This is a genomic window from Nostoc sp. (assembly GCF_036919675.1).
Classification (GTDB): domain Bacteria; phylum Cyanobacteriota; class Cyanobacteriia; order Cyanobacteriales; family Nostocaceae; genus Nostoc.
In genome coordinates, this window is sequence record NZ_JBALCP010000061.1 from 83210 (window position 1) to 107456 (window position 24247).

The 24247-nt window shown below is 43.8% G+C and carries 19 protein-coding genes; 4 read left to right on the top strand and 15 right to left on the bottom strand.

Features of this window, described 5'->3' with window-relative positions:
• Window positions 1-223 precede the first annotated feature (223 nt).
• The 6 genes from V7K49_RS12870 to V7K49_RS12895 all read right to left on the bottom strand — a co-directional run bounded on the left by V7K49_RS12870 (window position 224) and on the right by V7K49_RS12895 (window position 5930).
• Window positions 224-1840: an AAA family ATPase gene (locus tag V7K49_RS12870; protein WP_335205844.1), complete on the bottom strand. Its 1617-nt coding sequence runs from the start codon at window positions 1838-1840 to the stop codon at window positions 224-226.
• Window positions 1840-2094 carry a hypothetical protein gene (locus V7K49_RS12875; RefSeq protein WP_335205845.1) on the bottom strand — a complete coding sequence of 85 codons (255 nt, stop codon included), beginning with the start codon at window positions 2092-2094 and terminating at the stop codon, window positions 1840-1842. The genes V7K49_RS12870 and V7K49_RS12875 overlap by 1 nt, the downstream gene beginning before the upstream one ends.
• Before the next feature lie 45 nt (window positions 2095-2139).
• Window positions 2140-2346 carry a DUF2997 domain-containing protein gene (locus V7K49_RS12880; RefSeq protein WP_335205846.1) on the bottom strand — a complete coding sequence of 69 codons (207 nt, stop codon included), beginning with the start codon at window positions 2344-2346 and terminating at the stop codon, window positions 2140-2142.
• 3 nt (window positions 2347-2349) lie between these two features.
• Window positions 2350-2796: a DUF1257 domain-containing protein gene (locus V7K49_RS12885; protein WP_335205848.1), complete on the bottom strand. Its 447-nt coding sequence runs from the start codon at window positions 2794-2796 to the stop codon at window positions 2350-2352.
• Window positions 2797-3074: 278 nt separating this feature from the next.
• Complete coding sequence (locus tag V7K49_RS12890; protein WP_335205850.1) at window positions 3075-4151, bottom strand: hypothetical protein; 1077 nt, start codon at window positions 4149-4151, stop codon at window positions 3075-3077.
• A gap of 282 nt (window positions 4152-4433) precedes the next feature.
• The gene (locus tag V7K49_RS12895) at window positions 4434-5930 is read right to left on the bottom strand and encodes an ATP-dependent DNA helicase (protein WP_335205851.1); all 1497 of its coding nucleotides are present in this window, start codon (window positions 5928-5930) and stop codon (window positions 4434-4436) included.
• Between the two features lie 394 nt (window positions 5931-6324).
• Here V7K49_RS12895 and V7K49_RS12900 point away from each other — a divergent pair, with 394 nt between their 5' ends.
• The 4 genes from V7K49_RS12900 to V7K49_RS12915 all read left to right on the top strand — a co-directional run bounded on the left by V7K49_RS12900 (window position 6325) and on the right by V7K49_RS12915 (window position 11771).
• Window positions 6325-9135, top strand: coding sequence for an ATP-binding protein (locus tag V7K49_RS12900; RefSeq protein ID WP_335205853.1), 2811 nt, complete (start codon window positions 6325-6327; stop codon window positions 9133-9135).
• Between the two features lie 317 nt (window positions 9136-9452).
• Window positions 9453-9665 (top strand): hypothetical protein, encoded by a 213-nt coding sequence (locus V7K49_RS12905; protein WP_335205854.1) that lies wholly within the window; start codon window positions 9453-9455, stop codon window positions 9663-9665.
• 326 nt (window positions 9666-9991) lie between these two features.
• Complete coding sequence (locus V7K49_RS12910; protein ID WP_335205856.1) at window positions 9992-11296, top strand: AAA family ATPase; 1305 nt, start codon at window positions 9992-9994, stop codon at window positions 11294-11296.
• Window positions 11289-11771 carry a type II toxin-antitoxin system VapC family toxin gene (locus V7K49_RS12915; RefSeq protein ID WP_335205858.1) on the top strand — a complete coding sequence of 161 codons (483 nt, stop codon included), beginning with the start codon at window positions 11289-11291 and terminating at the stop codon, window positions 11769-11771. Before V7K49_RS12910 ends, V7K49_RS12915 begins: the two co-directional genes overlap by 8 nt.
• Window positions 11772-12109: 338 nt before the next feature.
• On the opposite strand, the gene V7K49_RS12920 is transcribed toward V7K49_RS12915, so the two are convergent.
• The 9 genes from V7K49_RS12920 to V7K49_RS12960 all read right to left on the bottom strand — a co-directional run bounded on the left by V7K49_RS12920 (window position 12110) and on the right by V7K49_RS12960 (window position 24199).
• Window positions 12110-12880, bottom strand: coding sequence for a hypothetical protein (locus V7K49_RS12920; protein WP_335205860.1), 771 nt, complete (start codon window positions 12878-12880; stop codon window positions 12110-12112).
• Entirely contained in the window at window positions 12877-14505 is a 1629-nt protein-coding gene (locus tag V7K49_RS12925) for a hypothetical protein (protein ID WP_335205862.1), read from the bottom strand. The genes V7K49_RS12920 and V7K49_RS12925 overlap by 4 nt, the downstream gene beginning before the upstream one ends.
• Window positions 14506-14522: 17 nt before the next feature.
• Complete coding sequence (locus V7K49_RS12930) at window positions 14523-15254, bottom strand: hypothetical protein (protein ID WP_335205863.1); 732 nt, start codon at window positions 15252-15254, stop codon at window positions 14523-14525.
• A 210-nt stretch (window positions 15255-15464) separates the two neighbouring features.
• Complete coding sequence (locus V7K49_RS12935; RefSeq protein WP_335205864.1) at window positions 15465-16592, bottom strand: hypothetical protein; 1128 nt, start codon at window positions 16590-16592, stop codon at window positions 15465-15467.
• A 138-nt stretch (window positions 16593-16730) separates the two neighbouring features.
• A complete protein-coding gene (locus V7K49_RS12940; protein WP_335205865.1) occupies window positions 16731-17546 on the bottom strand; it encodes a hypothetical protein in 816 nt (271 codons plus the stop codon).
• A gap of 33 nt (window positions 17547-17579) precedes the next feature.
• A complete protein-coding gene (locus V7K49_RS12945; protein WP_335205866.1) occupies window positions 17580-20927 on the bottom strand; it encodes a hypothetical protein in 3348 nt (1115 codons plus the stop codon).
• 62 nt (window positions 20928-20989) lie between these two features.
• Window positions 20990-21625 (bottom strand): hypothetical protein, encoded by a 636-nt coding sequence (locus V7K49_RS12950; RefSeq protein WP_335205868.1) that lies wholly within the window; start codon window positions 21623-21625, stop codon window positions 20990-20992.
• A 22-nt stretch (window positions 21626-21647) separates the two neighbouring features.
• Window positions 21648-23672 (bottom strand): hypothetical protein, encoded by a 2025-nt coding sequence (locus tag V7K49_RS12955; protein ID WP_335205869.1) that lies wholly within the window; start codon window positions 23670-23672, stop codon window positions 21648-21650.
• A gap of 230 nt (window positions 23673-23902) precedes the next feature.
• The gene (locus V7K49_RS12960) at window positions 23903-24199 is read right to left on the bottom strand and encodes a transposase (protein WP_335205898.1); all 297 of its coding nucleotides are present in this window, start codon (window positions 24197-24199) and stop codon (window positions 23903-23905) included.
• Between the last annotated feature and the right edge of the window lie 48 nt (window positions 24200-24247).

The following is a 24247-nucleotide window of genomic DNA, read 5'->3' on the forward strand; positions in this document are numbered from 1 at the left end:
ACTAATTTTGGAATACCTAATTAGTAAAAATTCAATGTGGAGTAGCTTATTTAATTTTGGCGTTCCCGCTTTGGGTGGCCTACGGCATCGCTTCTCTTCTTAGGCTGCGCCCTAAGCGAGGCTATGCCGTAGGCTTTACGAGACGCGGTTAGCGATGGGCTACGCCCCGAAGCGATCGCTAACCGCAGACATCACTTCTTGGTCTTAGAAGAAGCGCGTTTATCTAATTAGTGCGGAACCTTGAAGTACGAAGCCCTTTCTTAGACACCTGCACAGGACTGGAAGCTGGTCGAGCAATTTTTGACCAAGACTGCATCCGCTCAACAGCAGCAGCATCTTGAACAGCTAAAGGGGTGATGTTTTGTTGGCAATTTTCTAAATCAGCTAGTGTAACCTGCTGAGGTCTTTCCTCATCGAAAGCCAGTAGAGCTGCTTCTGATGCTAGGGTTTCCAACTCAGCACCACTAAACTTGTCAGTAGCAGCAGCGATCGCCTCTAAATATTCCTGCGGAACTTCTATACCAAACCGTTCTAAGTGAATCTTGAGAATCTGGCAACGTTCCAACTCAGTAGGCAGGTCAACGAAGAAATTCTCATCAAACCGCCCTTTCCGCTTAAACTCAATAGGCAGCGCTGTTGGGTCATTACAAGTTGCCACTACAAACACCCCTGCCGTACATTCAGACATGAAAGTGAGGATATTTCCCAGAATCCTTTGTGAGACTCCAGAGGTATCGCCATTAGCTGAAAGTGCTTTCTCAACTTCATCAATCCACAAGATACAGGGCGCAATAGCTTCAGCAGTCTTGAGTGCGCGGCGGACATTGCCCTCAGATTCTCCCACCAGGCTACCAAGCATTGAGGCAATGTCTAATTGCAGCAGTGGAAGATTGAGTATAGTTGCAATGTTTTTCGCTACTATCGATTTACCCGTCCCTGGTGGCCCTGCCAGTAGCACCCCTTTAGGCTGAGGTAGATTTAGCGATCGCGCTTCTTGGGAAAATAAGCGGCTGCGGCGTTGCAACCAATCCCGCAACAGGTCTAGTCCACCAAACGGTATGGTCGCCGGTTTACCCAATTCAATACCCATCTGAGACAGTAGGCGGGTTTTGTATTCGACAACTAAGGGAATGACTGTAGCATCAATTACTATGCCTTTAGAAGTTAATCGCTCTTTAACAGTGAGCCGGAGAAAGTCGCTAATTTCCTCCAAGGTTAGCCCTAACGCTGCCCTTGCCAAGGTTTCTTTATCTTCAGTGGTGAGAGATACTGCAAATTGTACCTCTTGCTCACTAGCAGATTCTTGCAAGTACAGCAAATATGATTCTAAGTGGTCTTGAATTTGCTCAATGCTGGGCAAAGGAACTTCACAGCAAGGAATTAGTCTCAGTAGGGATTCGTGCAGTTGAATGTTTTGACCTAAAAACACAATTCGCTTTTCAGTCGGTTTGAGGCGATGGTACAAGTTTTTTACTCTGGTGAGGACTTCCCAACTCAATTGCAGGGAGTTTTTACCCACAAAAGGGTGAACATCTCCGAGGATGAAAACTCCATTACCGCCGAAATTGTTGATGTACTCGAACACATATATTAAAGGGTCTATGTTAGGAGGCTTTTTATACGTCTCGACTGACTTGAACACCAGTCCACCATCGTCAGCAATCAGACATTGCTCCAAGCTGGAAACTCCCAAATTCCAGAAGTACACTGGACTGTTAAGTTTGTCCATTACTTCAGTAGTTAACCACTGAATGATAGTGGCTTCTTCGGGGGACAGAACATCTATTGCCACGATGGGTATTTGAGAGTCAATGGTAGTAATGAGGTTTGATAGTTTCATTATTGCGAATTTTGATCGGGTACGGGAGTAAGTTCTTCGTGAGTGGTAACAAGATGCACGACTACTTCGTAAACTTCGGCATCGCCGTTAAACACTTCAGCAACTCCAGAAGAATTTGGATGAGCAATGGCGGAAATTAGGGCATTGACTAAAGCGCAAAGTCCCTCCGCATTTCCTTTGATAATTACTGGTTGCCGCACTCCTTTTGAGGGGTAAATATGGAGCATCGGATAATCTTCAGGTAGTTCGCTCATAGAAAAATTGTGCGGGGGAATTTTTCTCGTTCCCCCATCGAATGTTTATTGGTGCAGTCGTTGTTGATGAGTAATGATGCTACGAAGCTGTTGCTGAGATTCTGGTTTGTAAGTGCGATCGCTGTGTACCACACCCAAAGCTTCCTCAAAGGGTTGGGTTGCTTCTAGACAGGACAAACCCTCAAATCCCTCGGCTTCTATTTTCACTTCGCCTGTAACAGTGTCAAAATGTATCAATATTGCCCGTTCCATAAATTACCTCCGTACTTGTTGAGTTTGCTGGTGTGCTGAAAATGCAAGGCGCAGGGTATGTACCTGACCGTTGGTTTCTTCTGTGATGCTGCATTCTCCCAGATGTTCTTGTAACTGGGCTGCTTTAGCGCGAACCATGTTCTTGCCGTAGGCTTCCACTAGGGTGTGAGAAAAGAAGTTTTCTCCTAGTCGAGGTACAGTTTCATAGGCATCATGGATGAGTTGATACACCCCTGCCTCTTGATCCCACTTAAACCCGATATCTGCGCGAACACTTAAACTACGACCAGGGACAACAATCTCAGCACTTTGTCCTTGGGAGTCGTCGTAATAACCTCTCAGCGATTGTGGTTTTTCATAAACTTGGACAGTAAGCTGCAAATTTTGTAGAGCTTGTACTAAACATTCACGGTTAGTTAGTTTTGTAGTGACAGTTGAAAAATGTGACATTTCCTACCTCTAAATACTGTGGACTGGTAAATTAATGCGAACAGTGGTGATAAACTCAAAGGAAAACCCTACGTATCACTTACCCCCTTAATTGCCTAGCAAGCCTGGGAAGTATGGGTGTATTGTCTTGCTCTACAACGCCACTTGATGCCAGTCGCCTCAAGTCGGGAAACCCGCCCACAGCGCTGGCTCCTTTACGCCGGGAAACCCGTCCACCGCAGTGGCTCACACCTCGTTTTCGATCAAGGACGATACAGATACGTTCTTGATTGTTTTTTCTAGCGAAGTTTGAGAGACATCGCTGTGGCTCTGGTTAATCCCATGCCTTCATCACTTGCTAATCGTTGGAGATGGCGTTGTTCATCCAGAAGCTTGGAGCAAATTTCATCCATTTTTTTCTGCAACTGAGAACGCCCTTGTGAATCCAGCTTTTTGGCATCCACAGAAGCGTTTTCGAGAACATTTTCTAGATGAGTCATCATTTGTCCAAGGCTGCTACCTGCTTCAAAACTGGCGTTAGCCAAAAGCATTTGGACTTTTTTGAAATGACGTTCCATCTTCTTCTTGAAGTTGACTGGCTTGCGTCCTGGTTCCCAGTTGCTCAAATCTTCGAGCAACTGGGCTGCTAGTTGTTCGCCGAGAGCGATCGCTGATTCCCTCAGTGTTTGTTCTAAATTTCTGTCGTACTGCTCGATAAAGCGAGTTATTTGCCCTAAGCATTCAGCTTGTTTCTCTGACAGTTGTTCACTGATGGCGGGAATAATGACAGGACGACCAATTACTACTTGCAAATAGTCCTCTAGTTCCTCTAAACAGGGAAAAGCTTTTACTAGGTTCTGCTTAACTTCTTGTTGTTGTTCTACAGATAACTGCCAAGCATTGAGTGAAAGAAATTTATCAATACGTTCTTGATAGTCTGTGTACCCCTTTTCATACTCTTCTTTCAGTTGAGTGCGTAAAACAGGTGCAATGTTATCTCGAATTTCGATTAGTTGATTCCAGACCAAGGGCGCTAAGTCTATGGGACAAATCCAATCACCATTGTCATAATTCATCCATTCTTGGACTGAAGTAATTTCTTGCCTTAATTGGCTCGCTGCTTCGTCTAAAGCTTTAAAGACTTTGATGCCCTTTAAACCAACTTCTGAGGTTGTGACCTTAACTAAGTCAGATTCTTGTTCATCTTGAGAATATTTGAGAACATCTTTCAATTTGGGAGCATTACTCTTGGTTGTCTTCTTTAACTGAATCTTGAAACGGATGCGAGTTTTATTCAGCTTAGAGAGATTATATCTTTCAACAACAGCGTCTTTTAGAAAGGTTTCGGTTGAATTGGTAATCACTGCTTGTACCACATTTACTAGGAATAATAATGTTTTTTACCTCAGTGAAATAAAGCGTAAGCTTTACCTTATAGCCACTAAGTCCGGCTAGAATCTTATTCATAAAAATCATTTAATTGCTTACTTAATATAAATAAATTTGATTGTAGTTTTAAAAATAATGGCTCTACCGATACCCTACTTAATTTGTGAAAATTACAAGGCACAGAACCCCGATTTATCTAATAAATCAGGGTTCTCATTATTCACGAATGATTAATCGTAATTTTGTGTCGAGATTCATATACACCATTGTCACCGGATAACTAATATCCGTTGTCTGGCCCGTGAGCTAGAAACATAGTACAAACGATTAAACTCTCTAATCTTTGCCAGTACTGCCTTACTGTCATCTCCTCGTTCTGGATAAAGTCGCTTACTCAAATCTTGACCATCAATACCTGCTTCTAAGAAAGTGCTACCTTGACTATTGTGAACAGTTAATGCAAAGCAGTTTCTGAGGTTTGCAAACTGCTCTAAATGTTTGTAGTACTGCTTCCATAGAAAGGGATTACGCTTGGCACTTTTGAGTAAGCGTTTGGTTTCTTGGTCAAATTGTTTTTGCTCATCTTCATGCAGAACATAGATTTGACGCACAATCCCTTCATCTGTCTCTACCTTTAACCTCCAAGTATCATAATTGTTGTAACGATCCCCAAAGACATCTAAAACAGTAAACTCTGTAGATGTAGAAAGAATCGTAGTTTTACCATCGGGAGCCATCACAGGATCTCTGGTGATTAATCTCTCTCCTGGAATAAACCGATTGATATTTTCACCATATAAATGTGTACGAATCTGCTGATTGTAAAAGTCAACTTGAGTATTAGTCCAGGACAAAATTCGGAAACAATCTGGGTTTTGAGCAAATTCTCTCTTCATCTTTTTGCAGGCATAACGCAGCAAAGTTTGACGTTTAACCATCAATGCCCCATTACTTTTATCAGGGAGATATTTAGCATAAGGCTCAAAAGGAAACTTGCTCTTGATGACTGCATAGCGAGAAGCAGTGACAAACTCTAACAAAGGGCTACCAGTTCCTTGACGCACAACTTGAGTTAAAACTGCTTTTTCTGGCACTTGAAAACTAGGGGATTTTCCTTCATTAACTGGATTTAACTGTGCCGGATCGCCCATGAGAATAATTTTGATTTTTGTCCAGGTGGATGATTGGTTAGCAACATCCTCAATCCAGCGCCAGAGTTGTTTGCCAATCATGGAACATTCATCAATAAAGACAACATCAAATAGATTGATGTAAGAAGGCCCTGTTTGGTCAAGTACTTTTTCTTTACCTCTAGTTACCATACCCAGTCCTAACAACTGGTGAATGGTGAAGAATTCTACGCCAGTTACGCCATTTTCTGCCGCCATGCGTTGCAGCACGCCTACAGCTTTATTAGTGGGTGCAGTCAGTACAACTCGCTTACCCGTAGCAACAAGAACTTTAACTAGTTGGAAAACAATAGTTGACTTGCCAGTTCCGGCATAGCCAATCAGCAGAAATAAAGCAGCCATCACAGTTGGCTGTATAAATGTCCACATTGATAATAAAGCTTTTTGCTGCTGTTGGGTGAGTTGAAATGGAAAAGAACCTGTTGCAGCGAAAGTAGGAAGTGTTTGGATCATCATCGCTTCGCTAATTCCATTAATTGATCGACTCAATGCAGCGATAGCTGTTAGTTTTACTTCTCCGAAAAACAATACTCCTTCTGGTTTGAGGAATATGTTTCTATATCCATTCGGCATCATCAGAAATCAATATATTAAAAGTTTTGGTGTTGCTGAATCATGGTATAATTTCGGACAATTTTGAACAAATTTTCAATGGTTTCAACCGCCAATTAATGCCGCATTTATGCAACGCCAAAGTTTTTTAAGATTCAGATGATTTAGTTAAATCTGGAGTTGCACATATATATTTTTCCATGAAGGTAAACATCTTCAATCTTAAAATTATTGCTACTCGGAAATCCTACTTAAATTCTTGTCATTACAAATTTTCGTCCATGTCACCATACATTAGACCTCACTACGCATTATCACGTATTTAAATATACTCAATATTTTATTACACTGAAAATAGTTTTTAGCATAGGCGTGACCCGCACTTCTCTACGAGACGCTGCGCGAACGGCAAAGCTCAGTGACCACCGTAGACATCGCTCGTTTTTTATCCGGCCTCACAAAATCCCATCCCGTTGCTCCCATCTCTATGTTATTTATCAAACAAAAATACCTGCCTTACAGGATTGCATTTTTCAGTGTGGGAGTAACCTTGCTAGTCAAGTTGGGACTAGAGCATCTAACCGGAATTACAAATTGTTTCAGCTTGTGGCTAATTGCGATCGCTATAAGTACTTGGTACGGTAGCATTATTTCAGGATTGATAGCAGTGTTTTTGGCTACTTTAGCTAGTCATTACTTTTTTACAGACCCATCTTCTAATCTCAATAGTCTGGAATTTGTATTATTTGTTATCGAGGGTCTATTAATCAGTGCGCTAACTGCTAACTTCCAGTCAAGCAAACAACAGTCAGATACTGATAAAACAGAAGCCCAAATCAATCTAAAAGATTTATTACAGAGTCAGCGTTCACTCCGTCAAGGTGAAGAACTATACCGAACATTAACCCAAAATCTACCCAATGGAGTAGTTTTTCTCTTTGATCGAGATATGCGCTTTATGGGTGCTGAGGGTACAGAACTACAAATTTTTGGTTTACCAAAAGAGGAGTTCCAAGGTAAAACGCTGCACGAAACTGTTCTCCCTGAGACTTACGATCTGATAGAACCAGCTTACCGTAGTACCTTACAGGGTACTCCAATGTGTATTGAAATCCCTTATAACAATCAAGTTTATTTAATACAAACTTTTCCAGTCAAAGATGAAAATAGCAAAATTATGACGGGCTTGGCAATCTTCCAAAATGTCACGAACCGCAAACAAGCAGAAGCAAAAATTATTAAGCTGAACCAAGCTTTAAATCGACGAGTTAAAGAACTACAAACTTTGTTAGAGGTGATTCCAACTGGCATTGGCATTGCAGAAGATCCAGAATGCCGAACTATTCGAGCTAATCCGGCTCTTGCTAAACTGCTGGGCATACCTGTTGACGCAAATGCCTCTCTCAGCGCTCCTAATGATGAACGTCCAACTAACTTTAAAGTTTACCAGTCAGGCAGAGAATTAGCTCCAGAAGAACTGGCTATGCAATATGCTACCACTCATGGGGTGGAAATACTGGATTCGGAGATTGAGGTGGTTCGTAATGATGGTATGAGAATTAACCTGTCGCAATATGCTGCCCCTTTATTTGATGAAGATGGAAAAGTGAGGGGGTGTGTAAGTATATTTCTAGATATTACCCAGCGCAACCAGGCAGAAAGAAAATTGCAAGCTGCTAGAGATCAGTTGCAGACTGTACTGGAGGCTGTACCTGGAATTGTATCTTGGGTCAGTTCCGATTTGTGCTATCTAGGTGTCAACAAGCACTTAGCTGATAGTTTTAATTTGCCTCCCGAAGCTTTTGTTGGTCAGGATATTGGTTTCTTAGCTAGTGGTAATGGGTTTCGTGAGTTCGTGCAAAATTTCTTTGCTGGAGATCAATCTGAAGCACTATATGAGTTGAAATCCATAAGCGCAGATCGTAGTTATTTAATTGTGGCTCAAAAATATGACCAGAACAGAGCCGCATTTTTAATCGGCATTGATATTACCGAACAAAAGCGCGTAGAAGAAGAACTGAGACAAAAGACTGAGGAACTGGCAGAAATAAATCGAGTCAAGGATGAATTCGTCGCTGTCTTGTCTCATGAATTACGTACTCCCATGCATAATCTCCACGGCTGGGCGCAACTATTGCTAACTGAATCTGAGATGGATGAAGCACTGAAAATTGAGGGACTGGAAACGATTGAGCGGAATGCCCGTCTACAAGTTTGCTTAATTGACGATTTGCTGGATCTGGCTAGAATGCAGAAGGGCGAGATGAATTTGGAAATCGAACCTGTTGATCTAGCAAGTGTAATTCGGTCAGCAGCAGATACTATTCGATTGTCAGCCGAAACAAAGGGCATTCAAATTAAGTTACATCTTGATGCTGTGTCCAACGTTTTAGGTGATGCCATTCGTTTACAACAAGTAGTTTGGAATTTGCTTTCAAATGCAATCAAGTTTAGTTCCAAGAATGAAAGTGTAGAGGTGAGGTTGGAGGAAGTTGAGTCTCAGGCTCAGATTACTGTTATTGATCGAGGGAGGGGCATAGAAGCAGAATTTATACCATTCGTCTTTGAACGGTTTAGTCAGCGTGACGCTTCCACTACTCGTTCTGCTGGTGGATTAGGGTTAGGACTAGCGATCGCTCTCACAATTGTAGAACTCCACAATGGCAATATCACAGCAGCCAGTGCAGGATTCGGCAAGGGTTCGACATTTACGGTGAGGCTACCTATTGTTAGAATGACAGGGCAGTTAAGCAATGATGAACTATTCCTTGGAGAATTGCTGCATGGCAATAAGGAAATTGCCCAATTGCAGAATTTGTGCATTCTGGTTGTGGATGACGATGCAGATGCTCGGATGTTAATGCAGACTGTTCTTCAGAGCGCCGGGGCAGATGTATTAGTGGCAGCATCAGTAAAAGAAGCATTGGCACTTTTAGAACAGCAATCGCCCGCTCTACTGATTAGTGATATCAGTATGCCAGATGAGGATGGCTTTACCTTGATTCGTCAGGTTCGCTCCCGCACTATGGAGCAAGGGGGACAAATTCCATCGGTAAGCGTTCGCGGAGCGTCTCGTAGAGAAGCTATGCCGAAGGCCATCGCTCTCACCGCATTTGCTGGATCTGAAAATGAGCAACGTATTTTAAAAGCAGGGTTTCAACTTTTTATTACCAAACCAATTGAGCCAATGGAACTTGTGGACAAGATCATTGAGGTATTAAAAACTTGATCAACAGTATAGCAATCACCTGACGGCATTCGTGGTGAGTTAACTGAAACTCACGGTTATTGCAGCGAATGGTAATGTGATAACAGTATCTGGCATCACCGTGCCAAAACGGGAAAATTGTACGCGCTTGGAATTGAGACTAACCTAACGCCGTGAAAATACCTTGTTTTCAGCAAAGGGCACATCTCTACTCTTCATCCTAGACTTGTCTAATGTCTTTCCAGTTGGTGCAGAGTACTAATACTACCCTGCACCAACAAAATAAGGGTAATCAGCCGCTCTTCGGGTGAAGGGGAAAAAATCAGTGGCTAAGATGCTTGCTAGGCAAGCTTTTCAGCCAAGCGCGTACAATTTTCCCGTTTTGGCATGGTGATGCCTATCTTGGTTTGATCTCACGGGGTTTTCTGGACATCTTTCAGCTAGCGAGTGAGGTATTCTTGCTTGAATACCCCACTGATTACCTTACTATTCCTGTCAAATATCGCCTGACTAGCATGGTAGTATTTGGCGGGGAAAGTCATGGTGTGTAAGATGGCAATAGAACTGTATCCATCATCCTTTCGTTGCGACTGTGGGCATCAATCGCATTTCTTTGAGAATACCGTCTCTGATATGAAAAACATGAGCATCCGTAAACGAGTCACTTTAGGAGACTCTGAAGATAACGAACACAGAATTGTTTTTTTCAAGAGTAAGGCAATAGAGATTATTTGTCCCCAACTCGGAACCTGCACAATAACCGACTCACAGTAACGGGCTTTAGAGATGAGTCACCACGCCTCACTGTCAAAACTCGATGCCCTCTTCGCCTCCCTCCACCATTGAGCCTTGAGATGATAATTGTAAGATGAGTGCCATGCTGACAGAATTTACCCTCGCCAGCTTCAAAAGCTACAGTACAAGCCGATTGCCCCTTGGATCGCTGACAGTACTAATAGGTGCAAACGCCGCAGGTAAAAGTAATGCCCTGGAAGGTCTGCGCTTTCTGTCATGGCTGGCGCAAGGACAAAAACTTTCTAGCATTCAATATGCAGTAAATAGTGCAGAGCGCGTTGTGCGCGGTCGAGTCAATGACTTGTGCCATCGGGGACAATCAAATTTTACCATTGGTTGCCGTTTGGACTCAACAGAGTGGAACCAACTCGATATAACCCTGAATCTGCGTGACGGCGAACTGCACATTAATAGTGAGCGGATCATTGGCTCGACAAGTCTTGTCCCACTATATGACCTAGATCAACCCTCTCAAGGGGCTATTACTGATGTTGGTGTCGCATATAACAACTTTACAAGGGGAAAAAACAAACCACGAGTAACGTGCAGCGATCAAATGGCTATATTCGTGCAATTAGATAGCCCTGCTCGGTTTGATGCAAAATACCCCAAATCTCAAAAGACTATTCCTGAGACTGTCCGCGAATATCAACGAGTCTTAAAGAATATCTTATTTCTAGATCCCGTCCCCGCCAAAATGCGCGAATACAGCTTCAAATCCGATAAGCGATTACAAGAAGATGGTACAAATCTTTCTAGTGTTTTATTTCGCTTGTGGGAAAACAACCCCGATAATCAACAGGCAATTCTGAACTTTATCCAAAGTCTACCAGAACAGGCTATAGATGGGCTAGATTTTCTTTTCGGCCCACGGGATGAAGTCATGGTGCGGCTAGCGGAAACCTTTGGGAATAACCGTCGCTATTGTGAGGCGGCATTATTATCCGATGGCACTTTGCGGGTATTGGCTATAGCTGCTGCTATGCTATCGGCTACCGAGGGAAGTCTAGTGGTTATCGAGGAAATTGACAACGGTGTTCATCCCAACCGCGCCAAGCATTTACTCACCAGTATCCGGGATATTGCCGAGCGACGGAAGTTACGGGTGCTGCTTTCTACCCACAACCCAGCCCTAATGGATGCCTTACCTGATGCGGCTCTCGGTGATGTAGTGTTTTGTTTCCGAGATCCAGAGTCAGGAGATAGCCGCCTTGTACGGCTTGGGGATATGTACGATTTCCCAAGTCTGATATCTCAGGGGCTGCTCGGTCAACTAGTAACTGCTGGGGTAGTGGATCGGTTCGTCAAGTCGCCGCACACAGCAGAAGATAGAAAACAGCAAGCTATGGAATGGCTGTCTCGTTTGCAGGAGTATGGCAATGAGTAGTATCTGCCTAATAGATACCAGCATATTCCTCGAAATACTCAACGTTCCCAACTATAATCAGCATAGAGCAGCAGTTCTCGAAGATTTTCAGACCTATGCTCAATCTGGCTGTACTTTTTTGTTGCCTATGGCGACGATACTTGAAACAGGCAACCATATTGCCCAGAACGGCGATGGCACAATGCGAAGGAAAACCGCCTTACGTTTTGTTAAAGAAGTTAAAGAGGCATTCACAGGCGTAGCTCCCTGGAGACCTACTACATTCCCGAATACGGCAGAGATATTGGAGTGGATTGACCAGTTCCCGGAGTTGGCTGGCAAAAACAAAGCTCCTAATAAGCAAGAAGGAACCAGCTTCGGCGATTTCAGCATCATTCAGGAATTTCATAAGTCCTGTCATCTCTTCCCAATGAGTGAAGTGTTTATCTGGTCGCTAGACAGCGATTTACAGAATTATCACCAAAGGGGAAAATGACAATACTTAGCATCAGCATCCAGATTAGGGCGAACGCATATTGTCATTAAGAACCCTGTGTTCTCAACAAATTCTCAAATAATCGCATTAAGCAATGCTTACTGACTTATCACTCAATTCGCTTTTTGACCGTCGTTATCTTCCTGCTTCAAAATTCTTGCATTAATTAATTTTTCTATTTTCAAATTTTGAATTATCTGAATTTAAACCACATCTATTTTGAGAACCATAGTTTTTCAAAGTAGTGGGAGCATCTTGCTCACTATTGGTACTATGCGCGCACTTTCAACATGGACAGGTTTAGTAAAAAGAAATGTATTTTCCCCTGTGCATCACCTCTAGCGTTGCTGTCCTAGTCTGAGTAAACGGTCATTTAAGGCGATTCTTCCTAATTCAGAAATAACCTCAACTGGAACACCAACAGATGTAGCTGCTTCTTTTATTGTGACTCTGCTATTTCGTAACAGGTCTAAAAGTTGCTGCACTTTAGGAACAACTGGATCGCTTTTGTTGGTGTAACCCCGATTAATAGCAATTCTCAGCCCGTTTTCAATATCATCTACTCTCGCTCTGCGATTTTTATCTATTAATAGTGTCTGCTGTCCAGCGATCGCACTACTTTCAAAAGCCGCTCCGCGTCTTGGCGCAGTGCCGGAGGTAATCGCATTTGCAATCTGAATACCAACATACCCAGTCTTTGTACGCTGGGGAACGATATCGAAGTTGTAGAGTCGTTTTTGTCCCGTTTTGTCTACAGTTTGGACAAGTAAGTTAGTAATAGCAGTGGTGGTAGTCCCTGGAAACTTTAGCGGTTGGATTGCCCTCAAAAATATAGTTGTAGCGCGTCCGCTTTTTAAATCTGTATCTGTGGTGTAGACCAGTTGTGAAGGGTCTGCTACCAAAATGTAGGCGATCGCCTCGTCGGTTTGAGTGAAGCTAATAGGTGTAGCACGTCCTGGAGTAATTTGAACCTGAATCCTATTGCTTGCAGCCATATCCCGTTCAATCAAGCGATATGCAGGAGTTTGTGCTTGTGCCTGTACAACAGGTGCTGTCACACCGAGCATTAATGTGCTAGTGCCGATGATAAGAGTAGCAAATTGTTTCATCGTTCAACTTTCAAAAAACTATTGACGACAACTGAGACTTCTGTACCTTCAGGTAAAAACTGGATATTTGGACGTTGTAATAATTCCTGTACTGCTTGGTCAGAGCGTCTAGACAGACGTTCACTGACTGGACTAAAAAAGCCTTCTAGCGCCGCCGCCCAAATCTGAGGATTAGAGTTACTAGTAATAGTACTTTGGTTAAAAGTGCCACTAGAAACAACAGTGCTAGATTGAGTGCGGGGCTGATTCACTATGCTTCCCACCTTACCCAAACTACTGAGTAATCCAACTAATAAATCTTGTTGGGCAATATCTGTCCCCACATCATTCAGCTTTTTAGCAATTAACGGTTGCTGTCCTCGACCGCGAATTAACAGAGTCTCAGCCGGAATGGTTTCCTGTTTGACTGTACCTTGGGAGTCAGGGTAAATCAGCGCGATCACACTAGCAGATACTAAGTTACTCTTTTTACCTACTGCCACTGTTTTCGTTACTAAAACAGTACCAGCAGGGAGTGCCACCGTGCCATCTGTGGCTGTGAGAGGTTTGGTTAACTCGATAGCAAAGCGATCGCTCTTATTATTCCCTTCCTGATCCCAAATCATCGGCATGATAATTCTACCTTGGGCAGATGTACCTAGTGCTACCTCTTTAGTTTCATTTACATTGAGATCGGCTGAAGATACAGGGGTGCGATTGAGGATACCTACCATTCCTGGAGTCAAGTTATCAGTTTTACTGTCAGTGCTTTTAGAGCCAATTAAAACTGTTTGAATACCAGGGTCTTCGGGAGTGGAAATGGATGCCCTAGCCGTTGGTTTCGAGGCTGTTGGAGTTTGAGTGTTCAGTGCAACTTCTGACTGAGTTTCAGCTACTTTAGAGTTACCGATTTGCGACTGTCCCAGGCTAGCTAGTTGGTTCCACTGCTGGAAAGGATCGACATTACTTTCAGACTGTCGTATTGGTGGTGAAGCTTGATAACTTCCAGGATTGGGAGAAATATACCGTACTACTGGGGGCGCAGGTTGAGAAATTCTTACAGGAGTTATTGGTGTTATGCGTGATGCAGGAGTTGTGCGCGATGAAAAAGTCTGAGGAGATGGCGTTGGTTTAGGTTTATTTTGTAAGGTTGGACTTGGGGATTTAGCAGCAACAGGTTCCACTTTAAGTTGTTGCCGTTGGTCTTGAAACGCTAATCTGCTTTTAAGTTCGGCAGATTCATCCAAAACTGGTTCGCCTTTTGGAGATGTAGTAGGAGTTTGAACTACTTGTTTAACAGGAGGTTTCGGTTGGAGAAATCCAAACCAGATCAGTGCTACAGAGCCAATAACGATTCCGACTAAGCCAACCACCGAACCTAGTCGCACACTAGGTTTTTCTGCTAACGGTCGCTCTACCGCTCCTTCTGCATCTTGTTTCAAGCGATATTCTTCGGAAATAAGGTTACTTGCGGTAGGGTTATAACCTGCCAACAACTGCTCCTCTTCAGGGCTGATATCATCATCAGCCACCAAAGTGGCTTGGGTAGAGCGATGATTGCCGTTAGTACTGTTGAATTCCGGCGAAGAATCACCAGAATTTTCGTTTAGGTAGTCAAATTCATGGTTTTGATTTGAATTGGTCATAATTCTACCTTTTTCCTTTAGCGTCGTTGCTGAGAATTGAACTCAACCATCTTGGTAATTTGCAGTCCAGACGATCGCACTTCATAAATTTTCTGTTCTACCAGGGGGGCCTCTTTACCTAAAGGAGATCGGGGAATCTCCACTGCTTGGACGGTAAATGTGCGGTTAAAAGGAATACGCTCATCTCTACCAGTAGTTCGGTCAACTAAGATGCGGGTAGCAATCATGTCTATTTCCCATTCCCCAGGTCGTACTGCTCTTGGTTCTGACAAATAAGAAATAATAGTGGTGCTGCGAAGCTGACCTGAAAAGACGGTAGTAGGAACTAATTCGGCAATCTTTGGTAGAGAAGCTTTGGCAAATTCCGGTTCTAGCAGCAGGGAAGCAAGCCAAGCATTTGTGGGAATTCGCCCATTTCTACCAACTTGAATGCCTTGGTCTGGTTGATTAGTGCCAGTGAGTTTGTCATCCCAGTTAAATGTTAGGGTTGTCCAATCACTAACTAGCTTTTGAATTACAGCTGGATAGCGCCAGTTGCGGTCTTGCTCGGAAATGTAGATTGTCTCACCATTTACCAACTGGGCAAAAGTCGTCTTGCGATCGGCAATTTTATTGACCCTGAAAGCGGTGAATAGAGTCAACAAAAATATCAGACCATTAAATGCAGTTAGGCAGAGAAAACAAACAGCTAGGAGGTTTTTGGCTTCTGGAAGCAGTGGAGCTTGAAGTCGTTTAATTTGCAGAGTCATACCAAATTGGCATAAGTAGTATTGTTTGAAAATCCACCGAACAGGCTTGTGTTAAAGGTTTTTAATTCGTTTTGGAAAGTTCTGCGTGTAGCGTCTCTAAGAGTTCCCATGCCGCAGGCTTTACCCTGCGCTAACGGAGCGGCGGAAGTCGGCACACCCTGCGGGATCTTGCTACAGACTTTCCGCAAAATCCAAAATCCAAAATTGGTATTACCCCCTACGGAGTAGAGCAATACTGGTTGCAGTTCCAATGGCACTGCTAAAAATATCGATTAAGCCTTTGACATTGGCAGAAATGCCGTTATAAATCGCCATTCCCCCACCTCCAGCTATCAATACCGCCAAAACTGGTGCAAAGATGCTCAGGAAACATAAAAATGCTACATCAGATGCTAATTCAGCACCCGACTTCACCAGCACGACGGCTGCTAAACCTACTAAAATGTTGTAACCAAGTTGAACGCCAAACAAGGAAATAAACCCTGTCAGCCACGCCCAAATAGGACGACCTTGTAATGGCAGCAAAGATAAACCAACTGCGATCGGTGCAAATAATGCTGTCAGCAGTAGAGCAGCTTCCAAAATATTTACAAAGCCCCATTGCAGGGCATACAGGATAAAGCGAATAATGGGGATGGCAGTATCTCGAAACACACTACCTGGATCGTTGGCAAACTGAACAGCAGTACCGATTTGACCAGGCAAAGTTCTATTCCAGAGAAAACTACCAAAATCTCGTAGTGGTTGGAGTGGAGATTTAGCTTGCTCTTCAGCTTTGGTAACAATTGCCTGTGCTTGGGCTTGCTTTGAGTTCCAGCATTCAACTAACTCTGTACCGACTTTTCCTTGACATTCGCTATAGAGGTTTTCTAGCTGTTGTCTAGCGATACTGCTAATTGCCACATTGGTAATAGCATCTCGAAATGTTAGTTCACCAACTTGAAGCTGAAGAACGCTTTGCACTTGGTTGTAAGCAAAGCCTCGGATAACAGTAATTGTCTTCGCCAGCATATTGCCGTTAGCCCCCAAGAAAATCATAATCACGATGGGCCAAACAAAAATTGATGCCAGCTCTGACCATGATTGCTTTTCAATGATTTCTTTACCGGTGGTCAGCGCTACAAATAAGATACTGGCAGCTCCCAAAGTGATGCCCAATTTAATTAAGCCAATCCATAATGCCGAACCGAGCGGATCTAAAGTAACTAGCCAGACGGTATTCCACGACTCAACTGTGGCACGAGAAAGTTCTAAAGAACTGGAGATAATTTCTAGGGCATCGGATTCTCCGCCTGTTACTGGAAATGATTGAGCAATAATGTGGATCATGAGTGTCATCAAAGAGGAAATGGGGCAGGGGGCAGGGAGCAGGGGGAAAACCCCATAAATAAATTTAGGGGCTTGAAATCCTTGATTGCTGGGGAATTCCAGAATCTTTCTCCCCTGCTCCCTGCTCCCTTGCCTCTTTGGTCAAAGCTACTGATTGGCACCAAGGGTAATGCCACCAGGCATGATCAATAAGCCCGCCTGTTGAGTGGCAGCATTACCTGCGGCAACACTCTTACGGCGATCGGCAGTATTGATGGCTGAAAGTTCCTTGGCTGTTTGAGCGGTTAAGGTGTTACTCAATGCCCTGTCAATGCGTGCTTGCTGCGCTTCAATAAGCATCCGCTCGTTGACGCGACTGGTAAGGGCAGTCTGTTGGGATAGGTTTTGCAAAATCTGTTGGGTGACATCTAAACTTTGGGATTCCTCACCCAAGCTGACGCTTTCTTGAGTATCTTGTTGAGTAGCTTGCTTAATTTGAGCCATCTGACTTTGGGCTGCTTGGCTCAAAGTAGCCTGATTAGCAATCTCTGTGGCAACTGTTCTAGTAGCGTATTTACCAAGGTCTTCACGGATGCCATAAGAGCTTTGACCATTGGTTTTATTCTCCAAAGTTTCAGACAGCACGGCACCAGGGTCGTTGTTGGCAGAACCGTTCATGATTCCTGCCAAAACTTTGTTTAAATCTGGAATTTGAATTGCACCCAAGGCAGAATTGAGCAAATTGCCAAGAGGATTAAATAGGTCATTTTGAGCGAAATTTTTGACATCTCCCACAAAATCACTGATTTGAGATGCTGTGTCTGAGGTGAAAATACTACTACCAGTAGTTTTATTACTAACAGCCGCAGCTACCGGATCTCGACCGTTGTCTTGAGTGCGAGCAAGGGCTGGACTGGCGATAAAACCAAGTTCAAAAATTAAAATCAGTGCTATCAATCTGATAAAGGTAAGTTTAGATTTCATGATTCACCCTCCTTAATGCAGTTTCTAGATATATCAACTTGCAATCAGGCTACTTTTAGCCTGTTGGTCATCGTTACTCTCTTGGCGATCGCCTTCTCCTTGCAGAGATGCTCCACTTTGATGCAGCCTGTCCGCAGGACTTACGGTGGGGTGTAGCCAATCGCGCAATACTGGGGTTTGATCTATCTCTTTGCCAATATGCTTAAAGCCTCTGTTTTCCTTCAAAGCAGGAATGTAAGCATCAGTAAAGGCTCTCAGTCCTAACAGATTGCCTTTAGCGGTATTTGGATACTGAGCCATCACCCGTTCTCGTGCTTCCCGTTCATCTTGGTTATTGGCAACACTGGCCAACATCATTTCGCCAGGGTAAAAGCGGGTACGCCAGAATCTACCACCTGTTTCTACTAGCCAGCAGGAATAAAGGTCGCTGGTACGGGGTAAAAATGTTTCAGTCGCATTCTGACTGATAATATTGACGGGATAGCCCAGATACCGTTGGAAAGAAGCAACACCACTACTGGTAATACGTCCGGTAATCCGATAGGTCATGTTCTGCATAATTTGAGCGCCTGTCGAACACTCACAAATGGTATCCGGGTCTTGGGACAACAGCAGAACAGCAATGCCTTCCTTCCTCCCCGTGGCACAGGTTTCGCCTATAATCTGGGCAAAGCCATCTTTACGTAACAATACGGAAAGCTCATCGCCAATAAACAAACTCTTGGGATGGGATAGGGCATTACGGATACAGGCAGTATGGGCGTTAATTGCCATCAAGTAAGCATCCTGTTCGTTACTCAATCCGCTAAGAGCAAAGAATTTAACAGCAGGTTCAGGGGAAAAAGTGCTGGGACGAGCGATCGCTTTCCCTAACCTAGATGCGAGTAAAGCACTAACCTGATTTTGGATTTGGTTGAGTGCTTGTCGGTCAATCTCTTCAAAGGATCTGAGATTAAGGCGCTCTCTGGTACAGAACTTGACGAAATCTGGTAACGTGGGTATCTGCTGCCACTCTGGTGAAAGCCAGCCCATCTCAAAGGCTCGGTTGTAGCGAGCAATAATTTCTGGGTCTTTTAGAAATACGTCCAAAGCTTTAACCAGCAAGGCATCAACCCGTTGAGCTAGATGAGGATTTTTGACTTTACCCATTGCGATCGCTGTTAATGCTTTGCGAATAAAGTCCTTCCAAGATTCCATGCGCCGTTCCCGTTCTGACTTGTCGAACCGTCGCAAATCTGGCGGTTCCAGTAGGTTACTGCTGCCACTGGAAATATCGTAATATGCTCCTTGCTCGCCCAAAAGCTCAATCGCCGTCTTGAAAGTGCTGTTACCACTGGCAGAGATATCCATACCAACAACGGGAATATTGTTCGCTAATGCCTCTAGAGCAAAGCGCCATCCCAAAACGCTCTTTCCTGAGCCGGAAGTACCTGTAATTAGCGCGCGTCCAATCTGTTGGTGAAATAAGTCAACATAAATAGGCTTGCCACCACGACTGGTAAGGAATTCCACACCTTGTTTATCGATGTCCTTGGGGACAGTTAGGGGCATAATCCCAGCTACAGTATGAGTATCTAAAGTTATTCTGCGTTCGCTGAGATTGCCTCCATGCAGCAACCATTTGCAGGTAATCGGCAGGGTTTGCAGCCAAATTTCCCAAGCAATATTACGCTCTCGAATTACTTTGGCAGTCTCAAAACTATTAGCCAACAAGTTGCAAGCGTGGGTTAACTCTTGGGCGCTGTGACGATAAACTAGAAATACAGGCGCACAGTGCAATGCTTTCGTCCCTTCATAAAGTCGTCGTTGGGCTTCAAAGGATTCCTCCTGTTTGATTTCCGCTCCAACGTCCCGTCCCTGTCCTTTGGTGATGGCTAAAGTACGGGCTGTTTTGGATTGTTTTGCCTGACGCGCCAGGTTGTCTTGGATGAAGAAGTCATTGCTGCGGCTGATTTCAATCCAAGCTTCTGTATCGTGGACGTAGCTGGAAGCAAGGATTTTCCACACCCACTTTAGCTGGTCTTGGGCATTAGACCAACCAACGGGGGGATCTGCTACGACCATGACTCCACAAACCTTGCTTTTACCTGTCAGATAAACTCGGTCATTATCTCCCCGATGTTCGGGACAAGCAGAACGTCCCTGTTGTCCTTCAATCAGTAATGTACAGATGTGTTTGTTGGTGGTTAGGGTTTCTGTTAACTCCAGTCCCGTCTCAGTTTCCTTCAGTGTAATAACTTGGGGAATAGGAGGTGCTGTACCCTCATTAAATCGATTCCAAAGCCACTGCCACAAATCTGTAGCATTGCAAGGTGTTACTTCTAAGCCAATTTTGGTATTGAGCAGCAATTCCCACTGGATAAATCCTTGCTGAAACCCTTGCAGTAAAAGCCTTTGGAAAAACTCCTCTTGGTAAATGCGCTTATTTCCTGTAATTTGTTCAACTGCCCAAGAGCCGAATTTTCTGCATTTTTCAATCAGTCCACCCACAAAATCCTTGTGCTGTGAACCAGCTTCATCATCGCTCGTCCAAGTACAGAAGGCCATTTGGTTCCAGATTTGGCGAGAACCTGCTTCCTTGAGTTGTTCCACCCGCAATTGCTCATTACGTAACAGCACAGAAACTGGTTTTAGCTGGCAATCGTCTGCTAAGGCAGTAAGTGGGGTTTGGCGTTTGTGAGGTACTCCCTTGGCAGAGCCTGTGCGTAGGGGATATGACTCAGTATCATCACTATAACAGCCTGTACAAAAAGTAATTTTTTCACCGGGGGGTAGTTCTTTCAAACCCTCTTCGATAGAATGGGCAAATTCGCTGACCTCATTTTCATGGAGTATGTCATGCAGTCCAGCGATGCGAAACCCAAACACGAGTTGATACTGAGAATTGCCTTTATCCAATAACAGGGCAGCCACTTCACGATCGTTCTTCTTAATTTCTGCAATACAGCAGATATTTACTTCATTTTGGAAGGGCATGAACTTACTTTTGCCTCCATATTGATTCGGTACAATCAGTGGCTTAAATCGGATTTGCACTTGCGAGTCTGCATAGCGCCGACGCACCCACCAGGATCGATATTCGGGGATCGGTGAGATGTAAATGTTGTTACTATTGCACCACTCTGTTCCCGGTGGATTACGCCATCGATCTAAAAACTGATGGGGCTGTTTGCCTGTGAGAATCCACCAGCTGATAATTAGCCAGAACGAGGTGGCAAAGAACCAACCCATACCCAAACTGAGTAAACCATTGGTGAGAACATAGCAAACTACAATGATGGCAATCCAAGGAACTAGCTGTTCAGCCGGAATAGGCCCAATGCTGGCTTGCTTGCCCAGAATCCGATTTACTTTGATGAATTCTCGATTGTCTTGTGCCATATCTGACGAATGTTTTCTAACTTCTGAATTCTTATTTAATGGGTATAAAATTCAAGTTGGGTTTACCTGATGGCTGATGTTGTTCCTGCGCCATTACCGACAAATATAAAAGTGATGACATCAATGGCAATTACGATGGAGAACGCTAAACCAACTTGAGTAACAATTGGTCGCCAGTCATTACCTTGCTGTGCTTGGTTATAGGCAAATAGAGAAGCAGAAGCAACCAGCAGCAAAAATGCACCTCGGATTAGGTTGAATGTCAAACCAACAACGTTTGTATCCAAAGTGCTAGTAGAACCGCCTCCGGCTTGGGAACTTTGTTGGGCTAGATTGTTGAAGAAGCTTTCCAAGCCGCTTAAGAAAATAGCTTGGGCTGGAGTTGTAAAGGTATCGAGTAAAGCGGTAACAGTGATAATGGCGGCAACAATATGCCAGAAGCGAATTTTTCTACCTAAATACTTTTCTAGAATTGGTACTGTCCGAATTACGTACCCAATACTTAAGAAAACAATGATGGCACATCCCAAAATAGTGACGAATATGGGTTTGGTCGCTAACAAATAAATTCCAATTGCAAGACATAGTAAAATGAAAAATAAGTCAGTGCGGTTTATTTTCAGGTTTCTCAAGTTGGTTGAAAATTTCCGAGATGGCAGCAGTTTTAACTGAGAAATGTGAGATTTTGTATTGTTCATTTTTCTCTTCTCGTTTGTAGAATTAAACTTGCATTTCTGGTTTGCTGGCTTTTCTTTGAGTTTGTTTCTGGCGTTGCCTTGCAGTATCTTTATCAGCCGGGGCTTGGGTAGAGCGAGTTGATTGCTGATTGTCCAGTAGCGTTTCTATCTCACGCAGGGGGATGCTACACTGCAAAATTTCTGGGGGCTGCCCTGGTACTAGAACGGCATCAAGCACTTGTTCATCATTACGATTAGGGTTAAATCCTTGAAGTAGCCGTGTATCATTGGGCAGTTTCACTACTTCAAATTCGTACTTGACTTTGCCCTTTTCAGTCCAGGTGAATGTCGGTTCATCGTCGCTGTTAAATCGGTTAGGTAGTTGTTCTTGAAATTTTTGAATTAATGCTTGGGTACTGGCTTTGAGGGCGTATTCTTCTTTCGACTGTGGCAGTTTGCAGATGCCCGTTTTTTCATCAGGGCTGAGATTGTCTTCAGCGATTGCCCACTGTCCCTGAGTGCGAGTAGCAGCAAAAAGTGTTTCACCTTGGGTATTTTCTAAAGCGATCGCTACCTGCTTGTCCTGTGCTTCTACCCATAAAGTTTTGTTACTGGAAATGGCGATCCCTGCTTGGGGTGATTGGTCAAATAATTCACTAGCAACTTTGGCAAACCCCACTAAAGCATCGGCACAGGCAGCTTGTTGTTGCTGTGCTTGGCGTTTCGTTAGATGTTCTAAAATGTCAACGTCTGCTGGTGGCTGGTTAGCAGAGTTAGGTTGGACAATATCTGCATCAGTTTCTGACTCGACAACAGTAGAATTATTTTGTGGTGCTGCTATCTGTTTTTCCAATCGGCTAATTACCATTTCTAAACGGTCAAGTCGCTTGGAAAGAACTTTCAGGTAGGCTTCAATTTGGTCAAGCTGTTCGCTGACGCTGGCATCCTTATCTAATTCAAATGGTTGAGATTGGTATTTGGGGTCTAGTTGGGAACCAAGATTGTCTACTTTCGAGCCGATTTTGGTAGCAGCTACAGCCAGTGGATTATCTGCGGCTGATTCTTCAGATACAGTTTGAAAATCTTGAGACTTTTGAGACTCTGGTGAGTCCGGCTTTGCTTCTTGCAGGCGACTGGCTATGTTATCTACGCGGTCATTCTGCTGTTGCAGTTCTTTGAGAATTCGTTCAAGCCGCTTTTCATCAGCCTCGGCTGCTAGCTGTTCCAAAACACCTTGTCCTACCGCAATTCCCAGAGATGCCAGTTGTCCTGTTAAGCCTGCCAAATTCACCCCATTCACTTCTCGCCCATTGGTGGCAGCTGTAGCACTTAAACGCGAAGTTTCGTCTAGAGGCTCTCTGGATTTGGAGTTTTTGGCAGCAGTTTTGTTGGTATTAACTCTGTCCTGAGCTTTAGTTTGTGTTTTCAGTTGGGACTTACTTTGGGTTTTATTTGAAGTTTTGACTTGAGTTTTATTTGAGGCTGCGCTAACACGACTAATAGATGGCTCGTCTTCTTCACCTAAGTCATCTAGGTCGTCTAGTTGAGTATTGAAATCGTCATTTGATAGGTCGTCTAGTTCGTCATTTATATCATTTAGTTCTTCATTTTCTTCATCTAAATCGAGCAGGTCATCTTCTAATTCATCATCGAGATCGTCTAGTTCTGTTTCAGCAAAACCGCAAATTTCAGCAATGTTAGAAGGGGTGAAGTAGTTTTCATCTTTGCTGGTAATTCCTTCGAGGTTTTTAATCAGGTACTTGCCACTGGTTCTGTGGTTGGGATCGCTGGTGAGGTAGAAGCGATAGCCTCTAATCTCGTCATCATCCCCACCTCCTACACAGAGTTCTACTGTGATGGGGGCTTTACCTGATTCCTGGCTGTAGTTTTCTACATAGGCTTTAAAGTCTTCGTGGGACTGGATAGAATCATCTTGAATTGAGGATGCGATCGCTTTATCCAATGTGTTTTCAATATGGCGGAGTTTGCGGCGATCTGTCAGGTTTTCCCATGAGCGATTTTGAGAATTTTGTCTTTGCTTAGGTTTGGTCAGTGTTTTGGTAGCCATAGGTACTCAAAGCTGATTGCCGATTCTGTTAGCCTAACAAGGCTTGATCTGGAAACAGCTAGACCAAATGGCGATTTATAAGTTGTCCAGTTGGCTAATGTTGACTCCTGGCCTTTCAAACGTAATTCTTGAATTTTTGTCTTTAGTCCAAGCCTGGGTTCTGGAAGACTTAAGCCATCAGAAATCTCAATTAACCTGAGTTCGGGTTAAACATATGAAGGAAAAAGCCACTACAGTTGAAGGCTGGGTTTCTTAGGTTGATGACAATAAGCGATTAATCCGCACAAAACGTTAACACAAAAATTGACGGGGCTTCGGTGTCTAGAGTGTTCAATCTGAGAAATGTTCTTGAGTTGGTCGTTAATTGTTTCAATAATTGAGCGTTTGCGGGACAAAAGCTTATCATGAAGACGCATGAGCTTATTTTTCATGTTGCGACGAGGTTTGGCAAAAAATTCAATTCCGAAGGTAGCTATGCCGCAGGCTTTACGGGGCGCTACGCGTAGCTTGTTTCCCCGGAGGGGTATGGAGACGCTAACGCTAACACTGAGACGTTCCGCGAACTCAGTGTTAGC